Source organism: Nocardia sp. NPDC004278 (assembly GCF_053602975.1).
The window spans coordinates 1-21,290 of sequence record NZ_JBSGEQ010000061.1; the positions used below are offsets into that span (position 1 = coordinate 1).

The 21,290-nt window shown below is 67.3% G+C and carries 22 protein-coding genes; 9 read left to right on the forward strand and 13 right to left on the reverse strand.

The window, feature by feature from the left end; genetic code table 11:
• A partial coding sequence (locus ACWEO2_RS42005; protein WP_452410485.1) for a biotin/lipoyl-containing protein occupies positions 1-825 on the reverse strand: 825 nt, incomplete at its 3' end.
• 259 nt (positions 826-1,084) lie between these two features.
• Here ACWEO2_RS42005 and ACWEO2_RS42010 point away from each other — a divergent pair.
• Entirely contained in the window at positions 1,085-1,447 is a 363-nt protein-coding gene (locus tag ACWEO2_RS42010) for an oxidoreductase (RefSeq protein ID WP_452410486.1), read from the forward strand.
• A 155-nt stretch (positions 1,448-1,602) separates the two neighbouring features.
• On the opposite strand, the gene ACWEO2_RS42015 is transcribed toward ACWEO2_RS42010, so the two are convergent.
• Entirely contained in the window at positions 1,603-3,150 is a 1,548-nt protein-coding gene (locus tag ACWEO2_RS42015; RefSeq protein WP_452410487.1) for a leucyl aminopeptidase, read from the reverse strand.
• A 245-nt stretch (positions 3,151-3,395) separates the two neighbouring features.
• On the opposite strand from ACWEO2_RS42015, the gene ACWEO2_RS42020 reads away from it, so the two are divergent.
• The 3 genes from ACWEO2_RS42020 (at position 3,396) to ACWEO2_RS42030 (ending at position 6,335) form a co-directional block, all read left to right on the forward strand.
• The gene (locus tag ACWEO2_RS42020) at positions 3,396-4,007 is read left to right on the forward strand and encodes a GNAT family N-acetyltransferase (RefSeq protein WP_452410488.1); all 612 of its coding nucleotides are present in this window, start codon (positions 3,396-3,398) and stop codon (positions 4,005-4,007) included.
• Between the two features lie 69 nt (positions 4,008-4,076).
• The gene (gcvT, locus tag ACWEO2_RS42025) at positions 4,077-5,177 is read left to right on the forward strand and encodes a glycine cleavage system aminomethyltransferase GcvT (RefSeq protein ID WP_452410489.1); all 1,101 of its coding nucleotides are present in this window, start codon (positions 4,077-4,079) and stop codon (positions 5,175-5,177) included.
• A 57-nt stretch (positions 5,178-5,234) separates the two neighbouring features.
• Positions 5,235-6,335 carry a branched-chain amino acid aminotransferase gene (locus ACWEO2_RS42030; protein WP_452410490.1) on the forward strand — a complete coding sequence of 367 codons (1,101 nt, stop codon included), beginning with the start codon at positions 5,235-5,237 and terminating at the stop codon, positions 6,333-6,335.
• 13 nt (positions 6,336-6,348) lie between these two features.
• Here ACWEO2_RS42030 and ACWEO2_RS42035 read toward each other — a convergent pair whose 3' ends face one another.
• The 6 genes from ACWEO2_RS42035 to ACWEO2_RS42060 all read right to left on the reverse strand — a co-directional run bounded on the left by ACWEO2_RS42035 (position 6,349) and on the right by ACWEO2_RS42060 (position 11,404).
• Positions 6,349-7,062, reverse strand: a complete 714-nt coding sequence (locus tag ACWEO2_RS42035; protein WP_355187154.1) for an MBL fold metallo-hydrolase — start codon at positions 7,060-7,062, stop codon at positions 6,349-6,351.
• Positions 7,063-7,174: 112 nt separating this feature from the next.
• Positions 7,175-7,297 carry a hypothetical protein gene (locus ACWEO2_RS42040; protein ID WP_452410491.1) on the reverse strand — a complete coding sequence of 41 codons (123 nt, stop codon included), beginning with the start codon at positions 7,295-7,297 and terminating at the stop codon, positions 7,175-7,177.
• A gap of 182 nt (positions 7,298-7,479) precedes the next feature.
• Positions 7,480-8,229 carry an adenosylcobinamide-GDP ribazoletransferase gene (locus tag ACWEO2_RS42045; RefSeq protein WP_452410492.1) on the reverse strand — a complete coding sequence of 250 codons (750 nt, stop codon included), beginning with the start codon at positions 8,227-8,229 and terminating at the stop codon, positions 7,480-7,482.
• A gap of 4 nt (positions 8,230-8,233) precedes the next feature.
• Positions 8,234-9,382 (reverse strand): nicotinate-nucleotide--dimethylbenzimidazole phosphoribosyltransferase, encoded by a 1,149-nt coding sequence (cobT, locus tag ACWEO2_RS42050; RefSeq protein ID WP_452410493.1) that lies wholly within the window; start codon positions 9,380-9,382, stop codon positions 8,234-8,236.
• Between the two features lie 315 nt (positions 9,383-9,697).
• The gene (cobU, locus tag ACWEO2_RS42055; RefSeq protein ID WP_452410494.1) at positions 9,698-10,252 is read right to left on the reverse strand and encodes a bifunctional adenosylcobinamide kinase/adenosylcobinamide-phosphate guanylyltransferase; all 555 of its coding nucleotides are present in this window, start codon (positions 10,250-10,252) and stop codon (positions 9,698-9,700) included.
• A gap of 168 nt (positions 10,253-10,420) precedes the next feature.
• The gene (locus ACWEO2_RS42060) at positions 10,421-11,404 is read right to left on the reverse strand and encodes a helix-turn-helix domain-containing protein (protein ID WP_452410495.1); all 984 of its coding nucleotides are present in this window, start codon (positions 11,402-11,404) and stop codon (positions 10,421-10,423) included.
• Positions 11,405-11,490: 86 nt separating this feature from the next.
• Between ACWEO2_RS42060 and ACWEO2_RS42065 the strand changes: the two genes are divergently transcribed.
• A complete protein-coding gene (locus ACWEO2_RS42065; protein ID WP_355187168.1) occupies positions 11,491-11,649 on the forward strand; it encodes a hypothetical protein in 159 nt (52 codons plus the stop codon).
• 62 nt (positions 11,650-11,711) lie between these two features.
• Here ACWEO2_RS42065 and ACWEO2_RS42070 read toward each other — a convergent pair whose 3' ends face one another.
• Entirely contained in the window at positions 11,712-12,383 is a 672-nt protein-coding gene (locus ACWEO2_RS42070) for a DUF3043 domain-containing protein (RefSeq protein ID WP_355187170.1), read from the reverse strand.
• Between the two features lie 173 nt (positions 12,384-12,556).
• On the opposite strand from ACWEO2_RS42070, the gene ACWEO2_RS42075 reads away from it, so the two are divergent.
• Together ACWEO2_RS42075 and ACWEO2_RS42080 are read left to right on the forward strand one after the other, a co-directional pair.
• Positions 12,557-12,907 carry a HesB/IscA family protein gene (locus ACWEO2_RS42075; RefSeq protein ID WP_040688522.1) on the forward strand — a complete coding sequence of 117 codons (351 nt, stop codon included), beginning with the start codon at positions 12,557-12,559 and terminating at the stop codon, positions 12,905-12,907.
• Between the two features lie 207 nt (positions 12,908-13,114).
• Positions 13,115-14,083: a carbohydrate kinase family protein gene (locus ACWEO2_RS42080; protein WP_452410496.1), complete on the forward strand. Its 969-nt coding sequence runs from the start codon at positions 13,115-13,117 to the stop codon at positions 14,081-14,083.
• Between the two features lie 94 nt (positions 14,084-14,177).
• Here the strand turns inward: ACWEO2_RS42080 and asnB are convergent, their stop codons facing one another.
• Positions 14,178-16,121 carry an asparagine synthase (glutamine-hydrolyzing) gene (gene asnB / locus ACWEO2_RS42085; protein ID WP_452410497.1) on the reverse strand — a complete coding sequence of 648 codons (1,944 nt, stop codon included), beginning with the start codon at positions 16,119-16,121 and terminating at the stop codon, positions 14,178-14,180.
• Positions 16,122-16,652: 531 nt separating this feature from the next.
• On the opposite strand from asnB, the gene ctaC reads away from it, so the two are divergent.
• Positions 16,653-17,705: an aa3-type cytochrome oxidase subunit II gene (gene ctaC / locus ACWEO2_RS42090; protein ID WP_452410508.1), complete on the forward strand. Its 1,053-nt coding sequence runs from the start codon at positions 16,653-16,655 to the stop codon at positions 17,703-17,705.
• Positions 17,706-17,718: 13 nt separating this feature from the next.
• Complete coding sequence (locus ACWEO2_RS42095; RefSeq protein ID WP_354961057.1) at positions 17,719-18,135, forward strand: cytochrome c oxidase subunit 4; 417 nt, start codon at positions 17,719-17,721, stop codon at positions 18,133-18,135.
• Between the two features lie 64 nt (positions 18,136-18,199).
• Here ACWEO2_RS42095 and ACWEO2_RS42100 read toward each other — a convergent pair whose 3' ends face one another.
• The 3 genes from ACWEO2_RS42100 to ACWEO2_RS42110 form a co-directional block, all read right to left on the reverse strand.
• Positions 18,200-18,907: an SUKH-4 family immunity protein gene (locus ACWEO2_RS42100; RefSeq protein ID WP_452410498.1), complete on the reverse strand. Its 708-nt coding sequence runs from the start codon at positions 18,905-18,907 to the stop codon at positions 18,200-18,202.
• Between the two features lie 112 nt (positions 18,908-19,019).
• On the reverse strand, positions 19,020-19,844 hold the full coding sequence (locus ACWEO2_RS42105; RefSeq protein WP_452410499.1) for an SDR family NAD(P)-dependent oxidoreductase: 825 nt from the start codon (positions 19,842-19,844) through the stop codon (positions 19,020-19,022).
• A gap of 146 nt (positions 19,845-19,990) precedes the next feature.
• On the reverse strand, positions 19,991-21,268 hold the full coding sequence (locus ACWEO2_RS42110; RefSeq protein WP_452410500.1) for an FAD-binding oxidoreductase: 1,278 nt from the start codon (positions 21,266-21,268) through the stop codon (positions 19,991-19,993).
• Between the last annotated feature and the right edge of the window lie 22 nt (positions 21,269-21,290).

Below are 21,290 nucleotides of genomic sequence, written 5' to 3' on the forward strand. Positions count from 1 at the left end.
TGTGGCACGCAGACTGGCCGGTGCCATGGAGCAACTGCCGAGCACCGAGCCGTGTATTCGAGTCGCCGCAGGGGCCGGCGCCGGAGCAGGTGCGGCGGGGGCAGGAGCAGCAGCGGGAGCAGGGGCAGCGGGAGCAGGGGCAGCCGGAGCCGCAGGGGCGGGGGCCGGTGCGGCGGCCGCGGGGGCACCACTGCCGATCACGCCGAGCTGTCCACCGACGGCGACGACATCGTCTTCCTGCGCGGAGATCTCCAGCAGGGTGCCCGCGACGGGCGACGGGATCTCGGTATCGACCTTATCGGTGGAGACCTCGAGCAGCGGCTCATCGACGGCGACCTGGTCACCGACCTGCTTGAGCCAGCGGGTGACGGTGCCCTCGGTGACCGACTCGCCGAGTTCCGGCATCTTGACCGGGGTGCCGGACGCGGCGGCGGGGGCGGGTGCGGCAGGAGCCGCGGGTGCGGGTGCGGGTGCGGGGGCCGCGGCGGCGACCGGCGCGGGGGCCGGTTCCGGGGCGGGCGCGGGGGCCGGGGCGGGTGCAGGCGCGGCTGCCGGTGCAGGTGCGGCGGCGGGCGCGGGCGCCTCACCGGCTTCGCTGATCACCCCGAGCTCACCACCGACCTCGACGACATCGTCTTCCTGCGCGACGATCTTCGACAACACACCCGCCGTCGGGGACGGGATCTCGGTGTCGACCTTATCGGTGGAGACCTCGAGCAGTGGCTCGTCGACCTCGACCGTGTCTCCTTCCTGCTTCAGCCACCTGGTCACCGTTCCCTCGGTGACGCTCTCACCAAGAGCGGGCATCTGGACGGAGAAGGCCATGTCCGTTGACTCCTCTGACTGCTCGACGGGTTCTACAACAGTTGATCTCTCTGCGGGCGCCCACCGCCGGTCGCGGCGAAAGCCCGAAAGCCACCGATCATTGTGCGTGGCACCGGAGATCTGTGCGGTTCTTGTACCGCGATCCATCCTTGCACTCGCTCGCGAGACGCGTAGCACAGGGCAGCGAACTGCGGTGGGCTGGCAAGATGGAATGACGGGCGCCGAGCGCCCGATCTCAGGTGAAAGGAGGTCGGCGTCGTTGGGTTTGCTGGATCGTTTCCGGAGCGGCGCGGCCCGGGGTGGCAGCGGTTTACGTGGGGGAAGGGGCAATGGTGCGGATGCCCGCTATCTCGCCGAGTGGGTACGCACCCATACCGGGGTCGAAGGCTACGTAGAACCCAAGACGACGGTGACCGATGTCACTGTCGTGTTGGTCGCGGCCGACGGCGAATGGACGCGCCGGGTCGTCGGCGAACGCGGAGCGCAACGACTAGCCGGTGATTTGCGGATCCCCGTCTACGACGTTCGCAAAACCGGATATCCACAACGGATGCGTGATTACGACGCCCGCAAGCGGATCGAGCGCCAGCGGGCGCTGGAACGCGATCTGGGCGAGCTCTAGCGACTGTTCGTTTCGTTCAATTTGTTCTCGGCGCGAAGACCGCCGTGGCGCGACCGGCTCCCCCGCAGTGGAGTTCGAGCCACTGGCGACCGGCGGCGCGGAGCCCGTCGCGGCGATCCGCGACGGGCGTTCCGTGCGTTGTCGAGCCGCGGCGGTTACTCCGATGCGTCCGACAGATCCTCGGCCGCGATGTCCTCGATCACCGAGACCAGCGTGCGCACCGGAACCCCGGTGCCGCCCTTACCGATGTAGCCGAAGGGGCCGCCGGTGTTGTAGGCCGGGCCCGCGACATCCAGATGCGCCCACTGCACGCCTTCCGGGACGAACTCCTTGAGGAAGATCGCCGCCGAGAGCATGCCGCCCCAACGGTGTGGTGCGACATTGGCCAGATCGGCGACCTTGGAGTTCAGGTCGGCCCGCAGTTCGGTGGGAAGCGGCATGGCCCAGCCGTTTTCGCCCGCCAGCCGGGAGATGCGGGCGACGCGGTCGCGGAAGTCGTCGGTGCCCATGACGCCGGGAGTGCGGGTGCCGAGCGCGACCATCTGGGCGCCGGTCAGGGTGGCGACGTCGATGAGGTAGTCCGGCTCGTCCTCGCTCGCGCGCACGATCGCGTCGGCCAGGATGAGGCGGCCCTCGGCATCGGTATTCAGCACCTCGACGGTCTTGCCGCCGTACTGGGTGAGCACATCGCCGGGGCGCTGGGCGGTGGCCGATGGCATGTTCTCCGCCATCGGGACGGTCGCGATCACGGTGACCGGCAGCTCGAGCTTGGCCGCGGCGACGGTAGCCGCGATGACCGCGGCGGCGCCCGCCATATCCGAGGTCATATTCTCCATATTCGCGGCCGGCTTGATGGAGATACCGCCGGTGTCGAAGGTGATGCCCTTGCCGATCAGGGCGACCTTCTTCTTATCGCCGCCGCGATAGGTCAGGCGGATCAGTCGGGGCGGGCGCGATGAGCCCTTGCCGACGCCGAGCACACCGCCGTAGCCGCCGTCGGCGAGTTCCTGATCGTCGAGCACCTCCACCTGCAGACCGGCGGCTTCGCCGAGAGTCTTTGCGCGGGCGGCGAATTCGGCCGGGTACAGGTGGCTGGGCGGGGTATTGACGAAATCGCGTGCGGTGGCGATCGATTCTGCGACCACCCAGTCGTGCTCGAAACCCTTGCGATAGGACGCGCTCGGATCGCCGACCAGGAGCTCGACCTTGCGCACCGGCTGCTCATCCGGTTTGCCGTTGGCGCTCTCGGATTTGAACGCGGTGAATGTGTACGCGCCGAGGAAGAACCCCTCGGCGGTCGGGCCGATGCCGCCCTCCAGACCCGACAGCGTGGTCACGGCCCGGCCGACACCGGTCAGCGAGCGTGCGGCCACACCGGCCGAGCGGCGGATCTGCTCGGCATCGATCTTGTCCGCGGCGCCGAGTCCGACGGCGAGCACACTCTTCGCACCCAGACCGGCGGGCGCCGGAATCCGGGTCAGTTCCTCGGCCTTGCCCTTCGCGCCGACGGCGCGCAGCTGTTCCTGAAGCGCGGCGCGCACCTCCGCGGTGAGGATGTTGTCGACGAAGTCGTCCTCCAGGGTGGCGATCGTCGGGCCGTCGTCACCGGACACCAATCCGATCACCAGGACGTCGGTGTCAGGGCCGATGATGTCGACCAAGTCCAGTTCCGGTCCGAGCGAGCGATCTGCAACAGCGGTCATGGGCACAGGTTACTGGGCAGTCGCGCCGCTATCCCGTCGAGGAGCAGTTGGCGGCCGGTATCGAGCAGGACGGCGAAGTCCGGTTCGGGACCGGGCGGAGTGCTCGAGCGTGGCCCGCAGGTCCGCCGATGTCGTTGGTGCGGGCGCACTTTCGACCAGCACGAGTTCGGTTGTAGCTGGCAACCCCTGCATGTCCTATCTACATTGGCGAATGCGGACACCGTTCACGGCGAGAGGATTGCGTTATGGGGACCGGTTCGACCGTTCGACAGGCGACTGCGGTGGATCGTGATCCGCTCATCGCCGCATTCGCCGCGGCCGCCATTGACGAGGCGGTGGCCGCGTGGATACTGCACGGCCATTCCGCCGATCGGTTCCTCGCGGGCTGGGTGCCCGATCTGATCGACAAGGCGCTGCGCGAGGACGAGATCTGGATCGCCGAGGCAGATGACGGAATCCGAACCGTATCGCTGTGGCAGACCGTCACTTCCGTCGACCGTTACGCGGCCGAGGCCGCCGAACTCCGGGCGGCCGCCGATGCCGCCCCCGAGGTCTCGGTGCTGCGCCGCTCGGCCTATGTGACCGCCCTGCTCGCCAGGGAACATCCGCGCGCATTCCCGCACCGCTACCTCCAGGTGATCGTGACGGTACCGGAGCATCGCGGAAAGGGTGCGGGCGGCGCCGTCCTCACCGACCGGCTGAGGGCCGCATCCGAGGCGGGTATTCCGACATTTCTGGAGGCCAGTACCGAACGATCGGCCCGGCTCTACACGCGCATGGGATTTGTGCGCGAAGGGCGGACCCACACCCTGCCGGAGGACGGCCCGACACTGATTCCAATGTGGTTCCGCGGCTGATCGAGTTCGGCCTAGCCAGCAGGCGAGTACCAGCCCCAGGGGCGGACGACGCCGGGCTAAGCTCGCCGGGTGACCGAGACGAATCTGCTGCAGGGCCCGATCCATGACGTCCATGTCGAGCTCGGGGCGAAGTTTGCGCCGTTCGGCGGGTGGCAGATGCCGGTGTCGTACGCGGGGACGGTCGGCGAGCATCAGGCGGTGCGCACGACCGTCGGCCTGTTCGATGTGAGCCATCTCGGCAAGGCGACGGTCCGCGGTGCGGGTGCGGCGGCGTTCGTGAATTCGGCGCTCACCAATGATCTCGGCCGGATCCGGCCGGGCAAGGCGCAGTACACGCTGTGCTGTGCGCCCGACGGTGGCGTGATCGACGATCTGATCGCCTACTACGTCAGCGATGACGAGATCTTCCTGGTGCCCAATGCCGCCAACACCGCGGCCGTCGTCGCCGAGTTGCAGAAGGTCGCCCCCGAGGGCATCACGGTGACCGATGAGCACCGCGACTACGGCGTGTTCGCGGTGCAGGGACCGCGTTCGACGGAGGTGCTCACCGCGCTCGGGCTGCCGACCGATATGGAGTACATGGCCTACGCCGACGCCGACTGGGACGGGCGCCGGGTGCGGGTCTGCCGGACCGGATACACCGGCGAACACGGTTATGAGCTGCTGCCGCGTTGGGCCGATGCCGAGCCGTTGTTCCGCGCGCTCGTCGAGCAGGTCCGCGCACAGGACGGACAGCCAGCCGGTCTCGGCGCACGCGATACCTTGCGCACCGAAATGGGTTACCCGCTGCACGGACATGAACTGTCCCTCGAGATTTCGCCGGTGCAGGCACGCTGCGGGTGGGCGGTCGGCTGGAAGAAGCCCGAGTTCTGGGGCAAGGACGCACTGGAACAGGAGAAATCGGCGGGGCCGCGGCGAATCCTGTTGGGACTCAGGGCACTCGACCGGGGCGTGCTGCGGCAGGGACAGTCCGTATTGCGCGACGACGCACCCGTCGGCGAAACGACCTCTGGCACGTTCTCGCCCACGCTGCAGATCGGCATCGCCCTGGCTCTGTTCGATACCGAGGCGGGCGTCGAACCGGGTGCGCAGGTCGAGGTCGACGTCCGCGGCCGCCGCCTGCGCTGTGAGGTCATCCGTCCGCCGTTTGTCCAGGTCCGCACGTCCTGATCGGGGCTTGTCGAACACACGCACCGCGGCGCGACGGCGCCGGATAGGATCAGGCGCATGACGATCGCCGCACAGTTCACCCGTGTTCCGCATCCCGCGCCCACTTCGGCGCAGCGGGTACAGGAGATTCTGGCGGCACCTGGTTTCGGGCGCTTCTTCACCGACCACATGGTTTCCATCGACTACACCGAGGGCGAGGGTTGGGGCAATGCCCGCGTCGAGCCGTACGGTCCGTTGCCGCTGGATCCGGCGACCATGGTGTTCCACTACGGTCAGGCCATCTTCGAAGGGCTGAAGGCCTACCGTCAGCACGACGGCAGCATCTCCTGTTTCCGCATCGACGCGAATGCCACGCGCTTCCGCAAGTCCGCGCGCCGGATGGCGATGGCGGAACTGCCGGAGGAACTATTCATCGAATCCGTGCGTCAACTGCTCGAGGTCGACAGCGACTGGGTACCCGCGGCCGGTGGTGAGGAGTCGCTGTACCTGCGGCCGTTCATGTTCGCCACCGAGGCCGGGCTCGGCGTGAAGCCCGCCTCCGCCTACAAGTACCTGCTGCTGGGTTCGCCTGCGGGAGCGTACTTCCCGCGCGGTGTCAAGCCGGTGCGGGTCTGGTTGTCCACCGAATACGTGCGCGCGGCACCGGGCGGTACCGGCGAGGCCAAGGTCGCCGGCAATTACGCGGCCTCGCTGCTCGCCCAGGCCCAGGCCTCGGAGAAGGGGTGCGATCAGGTCGTCTGGCTCGACGCCTGCGAGCGGCGCTACGTCGAGGAGATGGGCACCAACAACCTGTTCTTCGTCTTCGGTTCCGGCTCCGAGGCGCGCCTGGTCACCCCCGAACTGTCCGGTTCGCTGCTGCCCGGTATCACCCGCGACTCGCTGCTCACCCTCGCCGCCGATTCGGGTTACGTGGTCGAGCAGCGCAAGGTTTCGGTCGAGGAGTGGCGCAAGGGCGCCGAATCCGGAGAGATCACCGAGGTTTTCGCATGCGGGACCGCCGCGGTGATCACCCCCGTCGGCTGGGTTCGCTCCGCCGACGGCGAATTCGCCATCGGCGGTGGCGAACCCGGTGAGGTCACCATGGCGCTGCGCGATACGTTGACCGGTATCCAGCGCGGCACCTTCGCCGACATCCACGGATGGATGCGCGGCATGTAGGTGGCCTCGGTGGTCAGCTGGGCATGAACATGCGCCATTCCTCCAGGGTCTGCGGCCGCATGACGTAGTTGCTCTCCTTGACCGAGGACAGGGTCGCGGAGGGTTCCTCGGAGTACCAGTGGCCCGGATAGACGACCGGGTCGCCGGACAGGTTCGCGAGATAGCGCAGGCTGCGGAACATTTCGTCGGAGTCACCGCCGGGGAAGTCGGTGCGGCCGCAGCCGTCGACGAAGAGTGTGTCGCCCGCGATGAGGCGATTGTCGAACAGGAAGCACTGGCTGCCCGGCGTGTGGCCGGGGGTGTGCAGCAGTTCGATATCGAACGCGCCGACGCCGACCTTGTCGCCGTGCTCGTGTCCGGTGAGTTCACTCGGTGCGATGCCGGTGACATTGGCCACCCAGGACAGTTCTTTGGCATTGACGTGCACCGGAACGCTGGTCTTCTCGAGCAGTTCCCGAACCCCGCGCAGGGTGAATCCGAGCATGGTCCCGCCGACATGATCTGGATGGTGATGGGTGGCGAGCACTCCCGTCAGCCGCAGTCCGTCGCCCTCGGCGATATCGACCAGGTCCCCGGCCGCATACGCCGGATCCACCACCACACACTCTCCGGTCTCCCGGTCGCCGATCAAATAGGCGAAGTTCCGCATCTGTGTCGCAATCGGATCACCCACGGCGAAGTCCCGACCGGATAACAGCTGACGAAAGTAGAGGCGCTCGGAAGACATACCGCCCACCTTATTGCCCGACCCAGACAATGCGCGCACTACGCCAGCTATCTCCTGGTGAGGGGTGCGCGGGCGGGTGCGGGCATGTGCTTGATCAGCGGGACGAACGAAGCTATCCGTGCTCGCCGTGCTCGCCGTGCTCGCCGTGCTCGCCGTGCTCGCCGTGCTCGCCGGTGCTGGCCCGCCATACACGCGGTTTGCCGGAGTCGCAGCAGTTGGATGCGGTCACCTGCATTGGGACGGATAGTACCCGGTGGGGCCACGTGCGGGAGGTGATGCGGTGATGACTGATGAGCGCGGCGCACTGCTGTATCGCGGGCGGTCGTCGCATCGATCGGTGCGGCGACCGGATCGCCTTCGACCCAGCCGGGCCGCCGGACGAGTGTGCCCAGTTGGCGCCGGTATGCGGCGGATGGGTCAGGTGCCCAGCGATAGTCCTGCGGCCGTGATCGCGACGGAAATCTCGAGTGTCGCGCCGAGGATATCGCCGGAGAGGCCGCCGAAGCGGCGCGTGGAATGTCGGACCAGCAGGGCCGAAATGCCGAGGGCGACAAGGACAACGAGCGGACCGAGCCAACGGTGCTCCGGGACTGTGCAGGCGCTGGCGATGAGGGTGAGCACCACCCAGAGCGCGATGGTGACCAGGCGCTGCGTGCCTGCGACCAGTGCGCCGAAGCCGGTGTCGGGCGCGGCATCGATGCCGCGGCGACAGGCGAGCACCACCGCGACCCGGCCGACGGCCACCGCGAGCACCACCGCGAACCAGCGATCGGCCTGCGCCAGCCCGGCGAACGAAAACGCTTGGATCCCAACGGCGAATACGATCGCGGCCACCCCGAACGGCCCGGCCCCACCACTCTTCATGACCTGCCGGGCTCGCTCGGGCGAACCGTAGGACCCCAACCCGTCCATCGTGTCGGCCAGCCCATCCACATGCATCCCCCGAGTGATCAGCGCCGATCCGGCAACCACAACCAGCCCCGCGAGCGGTGCACTCGCCCCGGCCCACACCAGCAGCCAGAGCACCCCGGCAGCAGCCCCGCCCAGCCCGGCCCCCACCAATGGCGCCAGCGCAATCGCCCGCCCGGCCGCCCCACGATCGACACTGTCCGGCCCCTGCACCGGCAGTACCGTCAGCCAGGAGACCGCAAGCCGCAAACCGGCCACCTGCCTATTTCCGCAGGTCCGGTTGCCCGGTCGCGTCAGGGGCGATGCTGGTCCCGGCTTCGGCTTCGGCTTCGGCTTCGGCTTCGGCTTCGGCTTCGGCTTCGGTGGCCGAATCGGCGGTGCTCACACCGGCTTCCGCGAAGGTTGCCATTTCGGCGAGGGTGGCGACGGCGGCGCGGAGGATGGGGAGGGCGGTGAGGGCGCCGGAGCCTTCGCCGAGGCGCATGTCGAGGTCGAGTAGGGGCTCGAGGCGCAGGTGGCGTAGCGCGAGGGTGTGGGCGGGTTCGGTGGAGCGGTGGCCCGCGAGCCACCAGGCGCTGGCACCCGCCGCCAGGTCCTCGGCGACCAGGGCGGCTGCCGTGACCACCACACCGTCGAGAATGACGGGGGTGCGGCGGATCGCGGCTTGGGCGAGGAAGCCCGCCATGGCGGCGAAATCGGCGCCCGCGGCCACGCGCAGCAGCTCGACCGGATCCTTGGCGACCGGGCGGGCACGGCGCATGGCATCGCGGATCGCGGCCACCTTGCGGACCCAGCCCGCATCGTCCACGCCGGTGCCGCGGCCGACGGCGGCGATCGGCTCGGTATCGGTGAGGGTCGCGATGAGTACGGTCGCCGGAGTGGTGTTGCCGATGCCCATATCGCCCGCGATCAGCAGGTCGGCGCCCCCGTCGATCTCCTCGTCGGCGATCGCCTTGCCCGCTGCCAATGCCGCTCGGATTTCCTCATCGCTGAGCGCGTCCTCGCGGTCGATCGCCCCACTGGACCGGCGCACCTTGTGCGCGGCGACCCGCGCGTCGGTATCGGCGTCGACGGAGATATCGACGACGCGCACGGTCGCGCCCGCCACCCCGGCCAGCGTATTCACCGCCGCCCCGCCGCCGAGGAAATTGGCGACCATCTGCGCGGTCACCTCACTCGGGTACGCCGAAACACCATGACGCGCAACGCCGTGATCCCCGGCGAACACCACCACCCGCGCCCGCTCGAATTGCTTCGGTGGGCATACCCCCTGGCACGCCGACACCCAATTTCCGAGCGTTTCCAGCCGCCCGAGCGCGCCACCGGGTTTGGTCAGCTGTGCCTGCCGCTGCTCCGCCGCCGCCCGAATTCCCGCGTCGGGTGGCGCAACCGGTCCGAATCCGTCTGTCACTATCGAGCCTTTCCGGGTCGGGGCAGTTCATTCCTACACCGCGCAGTCCTTATCCGGCCCAATCTTGCCGCGACCCCCGCCCACGCGCTCAACCACCCCGCGCCTGTGTCCGAACCGGCGCCGGCTCCTCCAGAGCCTCGGAGCCACAGGATCGGCGTTGACCTAGGCACTGCGGCAGCCTGCACAACACCCCGCCGCAGCCACGGAACCACTTGCCCGCACCCGGATCGTGCCCCTCGGGACCGCGGGTGGTCCGCGAACAGTCGCACGCCGCACTCCCGCCGTAGTGTGGATCCCGAGATGTCGCGTGCGGCCTTACTTCAGGCGCAGCGGCAGGCCCGCGACGATGAAGAACGCTTCATCGCAGGTCTGCGCGAGGCGCTGGTTGAGGGTGCCGATTTCATCGCGGAACAGGCGGCCGGAGCGGGTGGCCGGGATGACGCCCATACCGACCTCGGGGGTCACGATCACCAGGCGGCCCGGATAGGCGGCGACGGCGGTGACCAGGGCGTCGGTGTCCGGGGATATGGCGCCGCGCGGGGCGTCCCAGGCGGCGCGGGCATCGATGCGGGCGGTCAGCCAGCTGCCGATATCGTCGATCAGTGTCGTTCCGGCCGGGGGAGCGGCGCGCAGAACCGCTGCCGGATCGGCGCTTTCGAGGACGGTCCAATCCGCGGGCCTGCGGTCACGGTGGCGGGCGATGCGTTCGGCGAAGTCGAGATCGGCCGAATCGGGAATCGCGGTGGCGATATAGCGCACGGGGCCGCCCTCGGCCGCCAGCACTTCCGCGAACGCGGACTTACCGGATCGCGCGCCACCGAGCACCAGGCTGCGGTGCGGGCGGTTGTGAGCAGGTGAGCTGTCCGACACCGCAGCACCGTATCAATCGGGTCTTTTACCCCCCGCGATCAATTGGGTCCTTTACCCGCGCGTCGCGCTGATCGGCGGCCCGGATCGCTACGCGCCCCTGCGGTCGGGCGCCGGTCTCGAGCTGCCGAAAGAACGCCGATTCCGCGCGGAACGCTCCATTGGCGCGCTTCAGGAGCGTTGTTCGCTCGCCTCCGCGGCCCCGAAGCGGCGGCGGTACTCGGTCGGCGCGATGCCGACGACCTTCTGGAAGTGATGCCGCAGCAGCGCACCGGAACCGAAACCCGCTTGTGCGGCAATCTGTTCCAGGCCCTCGTCGGTGTCCTCGAGTAGATGCTTGGCGTAGAGCACGCGCTGGTTGGTCAGCCATTTCACCGGGGTGGTCCCGGTTTCGGCGGCGAAGCGGCGGGCGAAGGTGCGGGTGGACATCACCGAGCGGGCGGCGAGATCGTCGATCGTGTGCGGCAGCTCGAGGTTTTCGCTCATCCACTGCAGGGTGGAGCTGAGGCTGTCGGAGGTGCATTCGGGGACCGGACGCTCGATGAATTGGCGCTGTCCGCCATCGCGCTGCGGCGGCACCACCATGCGTCGGGCGATCGCGTTCGCGACCGAGCTACCGATCTCCCGGCGCACCAGATGCAGGCAGGCGTCGATGCCCGCTGCCGTGCCAGCGGAAGTGATGAGATTGCCTTCGTCGACGAACAGCACATCGGGATCGACGGTCGCCTCCGGGAACTGTGCGGCCAACTGGTCCACATAACGCCAGTGCGTCGTGCATTTGCGACCGTCGAGCAGCCCGGCCGCCCCGGCCAGGAACGCCCCGGAACACACGGTGAGCACGATCGCCCCGGCATCCGAGGCCTCCCGTATCGCGCCGACGACGCGCGGGTCGAGCCCCTTTTCGAAGGCGGAAGCGGGGAAGGCCGGAATCGCCACGAGATCGGCCTTCGCCAACTCCTCCAGCCCGTACTCCGGCGTAACGGTGATACCCGGCGTGGTGGACGGCAGCGGCTTGCCCGGTTCGGCACCGCACACCTTGAAATCGAATCCGGGCAGTCCGTCCGCGGTGCGATCGAGCCCGAAAACCTCACAGACCACGCCGAATTCGAACATGGCCAAGCGCTCCGAGAGCACAACGGCGACCTTGGACAGCATGGCTACAGGGTACCTGGCTGAATCTTTGCGGACAATGTCAGTACAGCCACTTTCGGCGGTAAATCATCGGGCGCAAAATTACTGCCATGATTACTTTTCTCCTGAGCATGGCGGTTGTGGTGGGCTTCGCGGTTCTGATCACGCGAGCAGGCGGCCACGCCGGATCGGCAAATGTCATCGACCGTGACGCCCAGCGTCTGCAGTCCGACCTGTCCGCGGTCCTCGGCCGCGCATACCACCACTGACCCGGAAACGCCGACAGCCGCACCCCTCGATCGAGGTGTGCGGCTGTCGGGACTGATGCGAGCTAGACCGCGTCGCCGGGGCCCACGCGCGGCTTGGGCGCCCGCATCTTGCGAATCTGTGAGGCGCGGACGAAGGCATACCAGCCCAGCTTGTACCCGGTGTCGGTGCTGTCCGGGAAGCGCTCCCGCACCCGTCCGTTGACGATCCGGCCGAGCAGGAACCCCTCGGCGATCATGAACACCATCATCACCAGCATCGCCAACGTCACAATGGTCTGCAGTGCGGGCGCCACGAACATCGACAGGATCAGGACCAGGGCCATCGGCATGAATAGCCCGACCAGGTTGCGCCGGGCGTCGACGATGTCACGTGTGTACGCCCGCACCGGACCCTGGTCGCGGGGCAGCAGGTACTTGTCTTCGCCAGCGAGCATCCTGGCGCGCCGATCCTGGGCGGCCAAACGGCGCTCGGCCGACGCCGCCTTGCGCTCCTCGCGGTTGCCGCGCGTGGCCTTGCGCCGGGCGCGCGCCTCCTTCGCGGTGAGCGGTGCGGGGGCGACCGGGCCACGCCGCTTGCCTTGCGCGTCACGACGTTTCGGGGTGGGGCGGCCCTTGCCTTCGGTGGCGGTGGCCGCTTTCGAGATGGAGACTGCGGTCGAGCCGCCGTCCGAGCCCGCCGTCTGGTCGGCGCTCTCGTCGGTGGTGCTGGACTCGCCGCGACGGAACAATTTCACGCGACCAGGCTATTCGATGCACTATGCAGCCGGAAATGTGGTCGGTGGGAGGTTGTGTCCACGGTCGGGTCCGGTGGTGGCAAGATGGGGGAATAACAGCCCGCTGAGTGGTGTTGACAGCCACGAGCCGTGCGCTGTTCACGGGTTGAACACAGCTGTCCTGAGGAGAGTTCATGACTGTGCAAGACGAGACGACCACCCACGGTGTGACTCTGACCGACGCCGCTGCCAGCAAGGCGAAGGCGCTGCTGGATCAAGAGGGTCGCGACGACCTCGCCCTGCGTATCGCCGTGCAGCCGGGTGGCTGTGCCGGCCTGCGCTATCAGCTCTTCTTCGACGACCGCTCGCTCGACGGTGACCTGACCGTCGACTTCGGCGGGGTCAAGCTGGCCGTCGACCGGATGAGCGCGCCGTACGTGCAGGGCGCCTCGATCGACTTCGTCGACACCATCGAGAAGCAGGGCTTCACGATCGACAACCCGAACGCGACGGGTTCCTGCGCCTGCGGCGACTCCTTCAACTGATCTCCGAAAGTCGATCGCCGGGTCCATCCGCGACCCGGCGATCTGCTGACCGCTCGTCCACGATGAGAATCGTGCGACACGCGCTGTTCGGCTGAATATTGGCAGCGGCGGGCAGGCGTATCCGGGGAGACGGGAAGGTACGGTAAAGACGGGGACCTAGTTTTCCGAGTCTTCACCGTCTAGCCGCCTACCGAAGGGCTCAGCTTCGTGTCTATCGCCGTGTCCGCGTCCATTGCGACCGACCATCTCATGCGCTTCCCCGGAAGGTTCGCCGACGCGCTGCTGGCCGATCAGCTCGACCATGTATCGGTGAGCTTTCTCGTCGATGATCTGCAGATCCGCAAGGGTGGGGTCGCTGGCAATATCGCCTATGCCATGGGCGTTCTGAACCGCACCCCGCTGCTCGTCGGCGCGGTCGGCGCGGATTTCGGGGAGTACCGCGCCTGGCTGGAGAAGAACGGCGTCGATTGCTCCACCGTCAAGATCTCCGAGCGGGCGCATACCGCGCGCTTCGTCTGCACGACCGATGACGATATGGCCCAGATCGCCTCGTTCTACCCGGGGGCGATGAGCGAGGCCCGCGATATCTCGATCGGTGAACTCGCCGAGGACCACACGCTCGACCTGGTGCTCATCGGTGCCAATGATCCCGAGGCCATGCTGCGGCACACCGCCGAATGCCGCGAACTCGGCATCCCGTTCGCCGCCGACCCGTCCCAGCAGTTGGCCCGCCTCGACGGCGATCAGTCCGTCCAACTGATCGACAGCGCCGCATACCTTTTCACCAATAAGTACGAGTGGGCGCTGCTGCTGCAGAAAACCGGTCTGAGCGAGGAGGAGGTCGCGCGCAAGGTCGGCATCCGCGTCACCACACTCGGCAAGGACGGCGTGCAGATCGTCGACCGCGACGGCACCGAGGTGATCGTCGGCGTGGTCCCCGAGGTGAACAAGGTCGAGCCCACCGGCGTCGGCGACGCCTTCCGCGCGGGCTTCCTCACCGGCCACACCGCCGGACTCTCCCTGGAGCGCTCCGCCCAGTTGGGTTCGCTCATCGCGGTTCTCGTCCTCGAGACTATGGGCACCCAGGAGTGGACCCTCAACAAGGACGATGCCCTCGAACGCCTCACCGCCGCCTACGGCCCCGAAGCCGCCGCCGACATCAAGCCCCTGCTCTGACCTTCCTGGACCGCTCGCAGAACGGCCGCATCCACCACGTAGGTGGGTGCGGCCGTTTACGTTGTGCCGCGCGCCGATTCGCGCGCGGCAGTGACTAGAGCGAAACGGGGTAGACCGGTTCCTGGATATCGGGGGTGATGCGGTGTTCGACGAAGATGCCGTGCCAGACCATGAAGACGAGCAGGGTCCAGAGGCGGCGGCTGTGGTCGCCGCGGCCTGCGCGGTGGTCTTCGAGCATGCCCTTGATCGCGCCCTTGTCGAGCAGGTGATCGGTCTGCGATTCGGCGATCTGCAGGTGGGCCCAGTCGTAGAGTTCGGTGCCGCGCAGCCAATGCCGCAGCGGGACCGGGAAACCCAGCTTCGCGCGGTGCAGCACATGCGGCGGGACGATGCCCTCCAGCGCTTGGCGCAGTGCGTATTTGGTGGTCTCCTTGGTGATCTTCTGCTCGTAGGGCAGCTGTTCGGCCACCTTCAGCACCTCGGAGTCCAGGAACGGCACCCGCAGCTCCAGCGAATTCGCCATGGTTATCTTGTCGGCCTTGACCAGGATGTCGCCGCGCAGCCAGGTGTAGAGATCCAGATGCTGCATGCGCGTCACCGGATCCCAGCCGCGCGACTGCGCGTAGATCGGCGCGGTGACGTCCTGATGGGTCCACTCCGGCCGGAATTCCCGCAGCACCGCACGCAACTGCGCGTCGCTGAAGCTGCGCGCGTTGCCGTAGTAGCGCTCCTCGAGGGTGAGTGAGCCGCGGTGCAGCAGGCTCTTACCGCGCGTACCGTCCGGAATCCGCTCCGACAGCCGGCCCGCCAGCTTGCGGACCCCGCGCGGCAGATATTCGAAGGGCTTGAGCGACAACGGTTCCCGGTAGATCGTGTACCCGCCGAACAACTCGTCCGCGCCCTCACCCGAGAGCACCACCTTGACGTGCTTGCGCGCCTCCTTGGCCACGAAGTACAGCGGCACCAGCGCCGGGTCGGCCACCGGATCGTCCAGGTACCAGACGATTTCGGGGATCGCCGCGGCGAATTCGGCGGGGGAGACGACCTTCACGATATGCCGCGCGCCGATCGCCTCCGCGCTCTCGGCCGCCACATCGACCTCGGAGTAGCCCTCACGTTCGAAGCCGGTGGTGAAGGTGATCAGCTTCGGGTTGTGCCGCATGGCCAGTGCCGCGACCGCGGTGGAGTCGATTCCGCCGGACAGGAATGAGCCGACGGTCACATCCGCGCGCATATGCTTGGCGACGGAGTCCTCCAGCGCCTCGGCGATCTCCCGGTAGCGGGCGCCCGCCGAGCCGGGAGCGAAGGCCCGCACCTTGAACTGCGGGTCGAAGTAGCGGGTGACCTTCGGCGCCTCGCCCGCCCGCACGGTCGCGTAGTGCCCGGATTCCAGGCGGCGGATGTCCTTGTGCAGCGTCTCCGGTTCCGGCACGTACTGCAGCACGGTGTAGTGCTCCAGCACCCGCGGATCCAAAGCATCGGAGAGCCCGAGCGCGGGCAGCAGCTCCAACAGGCTCTTCTTCTCACTGCCGAATGCGGTCCCGCCGGGGCCGGTCGCCAGGAACAGGGGCTTGATGCCGAACGGATCGCGCGCCAGGAACAACTCCTGGGTCTGGGTATCCCAGATCGCGAACGCGAACATGCCACGCAGCTTGCGCACGGCCTCCGGACCCCAGTAGTGGAAGGCTGCGACGATCGCCTCGCCGTCGCCCTCGGTTTCGAAGATCTTGCCGTCCGGGAACTCCTCGGCATGCGCCTTCGCGAGCTCCGCGCGGATCTCGATGTAGTTGTAGATCTCGCCGTTGAAGGTGAGCGCGTAGCGCTCGCGATTCTCGGCCGGACCCCAGCGCAGCGGCTGGTGCGAATGCTCGATATCGATGATCGACAGGCGGTTGAAGCCGTAGATCACATGATCGTCGTGCCAGGTGCCGCGCTCGTCCGGGCCGCGATGGCGCACGCAGTGCAGGGCGTTGTACACCCGCTCCACGACGTCGTCGGTTGCCGCATCAGATGTCAGAAATCCGAGCAGTCCACACACGGCGTCGGCAACCTCGTTTCCTACTTGGTACGGGCACTGGCCCGAATCACTGGGTGGCTGCGCCCGACAGTGGTGGGCGCACAGGGCGAAATCTCGTGTCCGAGTATGCCGCACCGGGCGGATTCGTGTGTCGCGCCACTGGATCGTTCGCGATCACCGGTCCCGGAGACGCCCTCGCATCCGGCATCCGAAATGTTGTGTCCGCCTGCGTCGCACGTGCCGATTCCGGTCGCGGGGCACGCGCTGTACTGCGACGATGTCCGGGTGACCGGACCCGCCTCGGGATCGGTGGAGTGTCGAATCCGACCCGACGTCAAACGGGGCGCCGGTTTGGTCTACGCTGCGTAGTACTCAGGACATTCTTAGGTGGATCGTGCGCCGAAGCGGGCGGGCCGACCGGAATGCCCTGAAACGTGCTTGAGACGTACCGCCGGGCGATCGCAACCCGGGCGGTGCACTGTCGGAATGTGTGGCGACCAGGAAGGCGTGAGCGTGGCGCACAAGGCGAGCGAAGAGATCGGGGCACGACCCGTGAAGGGTCGGCAGGGCCGCATCCTTCGGCGGGTCGGCTTGGCGGTGTCCTTGGGGATCACCGCGATGCTCGTCTCGGGCTGCTCGATCGACAATGTTTGGCTGCGATTCGGCTGGCCCTCGGGTGTCACGCCGCAGGCGACCCGGATGCGGGAACTGTGGACGTGGTCGGTCATCGCGGCATTGGCGATGGGTGTGCTGGTGTGGGGTCTGACCTTCTGGACCGTAACCTTCCACCGCAAGAAGAAGGACTCCCCGGAGTTCCCGCGCCAGACCGGTTACAACGTGCCGCTGGAGCTGACCTACACCGCCGTGCCGTTCGTCATCATCGCGGTGCTGTTCTACTTCACCGTGGTCGTGCAGAACTACGTGCACGAGAAGGTCGGCAACCCGGACGTGACCGTCGACGTGACCGCCTTCCAGTGGAACTGGAAGTTCGGCTACCGCAATGTCGACTTCAAGGACGGCTTCCGCTTCGACGGCATCGATAAGGCCCGCGAGGACGCCAACCAGGAACAGCTCGAGGAGTACAAGGAGCGGACCAAGGACGGTCACCCGCAGCCGGGCCCGGTGCACGGCAAGCCGGAGAACGACATCCTGTCCTACCTGCACTACGACAAGGTCGAGACCGTCGGCTCCAGCACCGAGATTCCGGTACTCGTGCTGCCGACCGGCAAGATCATCGAATTCCAGCTGGCCGCCGCCGACGTGGTGCACGCCTTCTGGGTGCCGGAGTTCCTGTTCAAGCGGGACGTGATGCCGAACCCGAAGGAAAACCACTCCGATAACGTCTTCCAGATCACCAAGATCGAGAAGGAGGGCGCGTTCGTCGGCCGCTGCGCCGAGATGTGCGGCACCTTCCACTCGATGATGAACTTCGAGGTCCGTGCGGTGTCGCCGGAGAAGTTCACCAAGTACATTGATGCGCGCAAGGCGGGCAAGACCAACGCCGAGGCGCTCGAGTCCATCGGTGAATCCCCGGTCGCCACCTCCACCCAGCCGTTCAACACCAAGCGCGACACCAAGAGCGCGGCCGCGGCAGAGAGCAAGTGAGGACTGATCTGATATGAAGATCGAAGCGCGGATTTTCGAACTGCTCACGGTGTTCTTTGTGATCGTGGCGATCGTGTACGGCTACTTCACCGGCCAGTCGCGGACCGGTGTCGAATGGGCCGGCACCACCGCGACGGTGCTGACCGCCGGTCTGTCGCTGATCATCGGCACCTACTTCCGATTCGTCGCGCGGCGCCTCGACCTGCGTCCGGAGGACTACGAGGACGCCGAGATCGTGGACGGCGCGGGCGACCTGGGCTTCTTCTCGCCCGGCAGCTTCTGGCCCATCACGCTGGCCGCGGCGGGCTCCATCACCGCACTGGGCCTGGCCTTCTTCCAGTTCTGGCTGATCGGCATCGGCGTGGTCTGCATCCTCGGTGCGGCCGCCGGCCTGGTCTTCGAGTACTACCTCGGCCCGGAGAAGCACTGAGCGAGTAGCTCTTTCCGAAGCGCCCTGCCGGATTCCGGTGGGGCGCTTCGGCGTTTTCTGGTGCTCAGCTGGGGAAGCTGTTGATCAGCTCCACCCAGAGCGATTCGCGCCCATCGGGTCCGGTCAAATTGTCGATCTCCGCCATCGCGGCCAGCACCGCCGCTATATCGACGTCGGTACGTTCCCACACCTGCTCGCATTCCTCGAGGTACGCCGCGTGGATGGCATCTGCGTCCTCGCCCCGTTCGGTCAGCGCAATGCGGGTTCCCGGAAACGGCGGTTCGGTTTCGGTCAATTCCCGCAGGATCCGGCTGGCGGCTCGCCACCGCCAGGCGACCTCGAGGAACCGGGCCACCGAGGAGTTGAGATAGGCGACGGCGGGGTTGAGGTCCGGCATCACCGGCGGCAGATCGGCGGTCGAGAGTGGTGTCTCCTTCAGCCCGAACACTGTCCCGTCACCGGCGAGCGCCCCGATCAGGGTGAGCGGGTGCCGTCCCCACCGACCCAGTCGATAGAGGCGTCGATCCGCGGTGAGCAACCGGCGCTGCTGGTCGCTGGCGATGGTCGGGGTCAGCTCCGGCTCGACCCCGAACTGTGGATCAGCCACCATCGGCATATCGCTGGGCATTCCCCAGGCCCGCAATGCGGCCCGATCGTGCTCCGGCAGGTTCCACAGGGCAACGCTGTCCGGCATCCGCACCCGATCGTCGGTAACCAGCGAGTCGACCGGAGCCCGCAGCACGAGTCCCAATCGCTTCTCAACAGTGTCCACGACATATGTCTACCCGTTTGCCCAGCAATTCCGGCTGCTCCTGAGCCGCAGGCGTGGCTAGGACGCGGTCAGGCGGTTTGTGGTGGAGCAGAGGCCCCCGACGCTGCATGGGCTACAACGAGGCGAGGCGGGAGAGCAGGCGGCTGGTGGAGCGGGGCGCTACTCCCGCCAGCCCGCGCAGCGTGCGGGCGAAGCGGGGTTCGAGATGGGCCGGGCGGGTGCGGATGGCCGTTTCGATGAGCCGGGCGGCGTCGGTGGGCTCCAGCGCGGGTTCGGCGACGAAGTGTGCGATGGTGCCGGATTCGGGTTGGACGGCCGGATACCGGACGCTGGTCACCTGGATACCGCGCGGCGACAATTCGGCGTCCGCGCACTGCCCGAAAGTGGTCCAGGCGGCCTGGGAACTGGCGTAGGAGGCGAAATTCGGTGCGGCACCGGTATTCAGACTCCACGGGCCGACATTGATCACGTGCCCCGAACCGGAATCCAACATGGCTGGCAACAGCCCGAGGGTCAGGCGCAGCGGGCCGAAGTAGTTGGTGGCCATCATGCGCTGGTAGTCACGGAAACGGTCCAGCGATTGCGATACGGGTCGACGCACCGGCCGGCCCGCATTGTTGATCAGCACGTCCACGGTGCCGAATTCGGTCAGTACCCAGTGCACGAGCTGGTCGACATCGTCGAGTGCGGAGATATCGCAGCGGAACCACCCGGCATGACCGCCCGCATCGGCAATCTCATTGCAGGCGGCCACGAGTCGGTCCCCGCGTCGGGCGACGAGTAGCAGTTGAGCGCCATGTTGGGCCAGTAGGTCGGCGGTGGCGCGGCCGATATCCGAGCAGGCGTCGGTCACAAGCACCCGCAGGCCCTCGATGGATTCGGGACGCTGCCGCTTACGGTCGGGCAGCCGGGCCGGGGCGGGCCGGAATTCGAGCATCAGAGCAACCTTCACCTAGATGGGCTGAACCAACGCATCGACACCCCGCCGACAGTGTCGAAGTCGACCGCTGACGCCAGCAAATAGCAGTGCCGCCGATGGGCGATGAAGCTATTTGCTGGCGACTATATGCGGCGCGACACAGTCTAATCCGCGGAGTCGTACCGCAGGGCGCGTTCGGAAACGCAGATCTCATCGATTCCGGTGACGATGTCGCGCAACAGTTCTGAGGGCAGCGCCGATGGCCGCAAACGACAGGTGAAGGTGATCAAGCCATGATCCTCGACCGACAGCCCGCGTGCCTGTGCCTCCTCACGCAGGTAGTTGGAGCGCACGCCGTAGGTCATCGCGGAGATCACGGTGAAGCAGCCGGTCCGTTCCCGGTGTCCGGCAAACAGGTCGTGCAGTCGGTAGAAGATCGAGGTGTAGGTCGATAGCGGCGCGAAGATCGCGACCCGGTAGGCGGGGCCGCGCTCCGAGGAGCTGATCACGGTATCGGCGAGGTACTCGGCATCGCGCAGCGTCAGCACCTTCGGGGCGAACATGAGTGCGCCCGCGGCGGCATTGCGCACGGGTGCGCCCGCGCGCCCGCCCGCCGCGGAGGCGATGGCGCCCAGCGACTTCCTGGTCTTGGAGCCGACCTCACGACGCGCGCGCAGCGATCGGGTCGGGGTGGTCGGATACAGGCTCGACCACTGCCCGAAGCGCACGGTCCCCAACTGCACATGTCCGGTGCCCACCGGCCGCGACACCTTCAGCGGTGCGGTATCGACCCAGCGACCGACCTGCAGTGCGGCATTGCCCGGCCGGGCGATTTCGGCGTAGGCGTGTTCGACGAAGGAGTCGAAGTCGAGGAACCGGTCGGCGTCGGTGGTGAGCCAGGTGTGGTCCTTATCGATATCGATCACATCCAGGGTGAGCGCGGTGATGATGCCGGCGCGCCCGCCCGCGCCCAGGATCCGGTGGAAGCGCTCGGTGTGGTGGCTGCGTCCACAGGTGCCGATGCGTCCGTCCGGATCGACGTACTCGAGATCCACGATCCGATCGATGAACATCCCGTACTTGTGCGATGCCGTGCTCACGCCGCCGACCGAGGCGAAACCGCCAGCGGTGATATCGCGGTGGTCGCCGATGATCGGCAGACCGAGCCCGTGTGCGCCGAGGCGGCGATCGATATCGGACAGTTTGGCGCCGGCCTGCACGCGCACGGTGCGTCTGCCGAGGTTGATATCGAGTACGGCGTTCATCTTGCGCAGCGACACCACCGTGCGCGGATCGGGTAGCGAAAGACCGTCGTCGATCGGTTCGCCGCCACGCACCATGAGGCTTTCCACTCGACCGCGTGAATTCCGCACAGTACGAACGACATCCGCGGTGTCACGAGGTAGATATTCTTCGGCGGCGACAGTGTGCGGCGTGCTCATGGATCGAAAGCTAACCACAGCG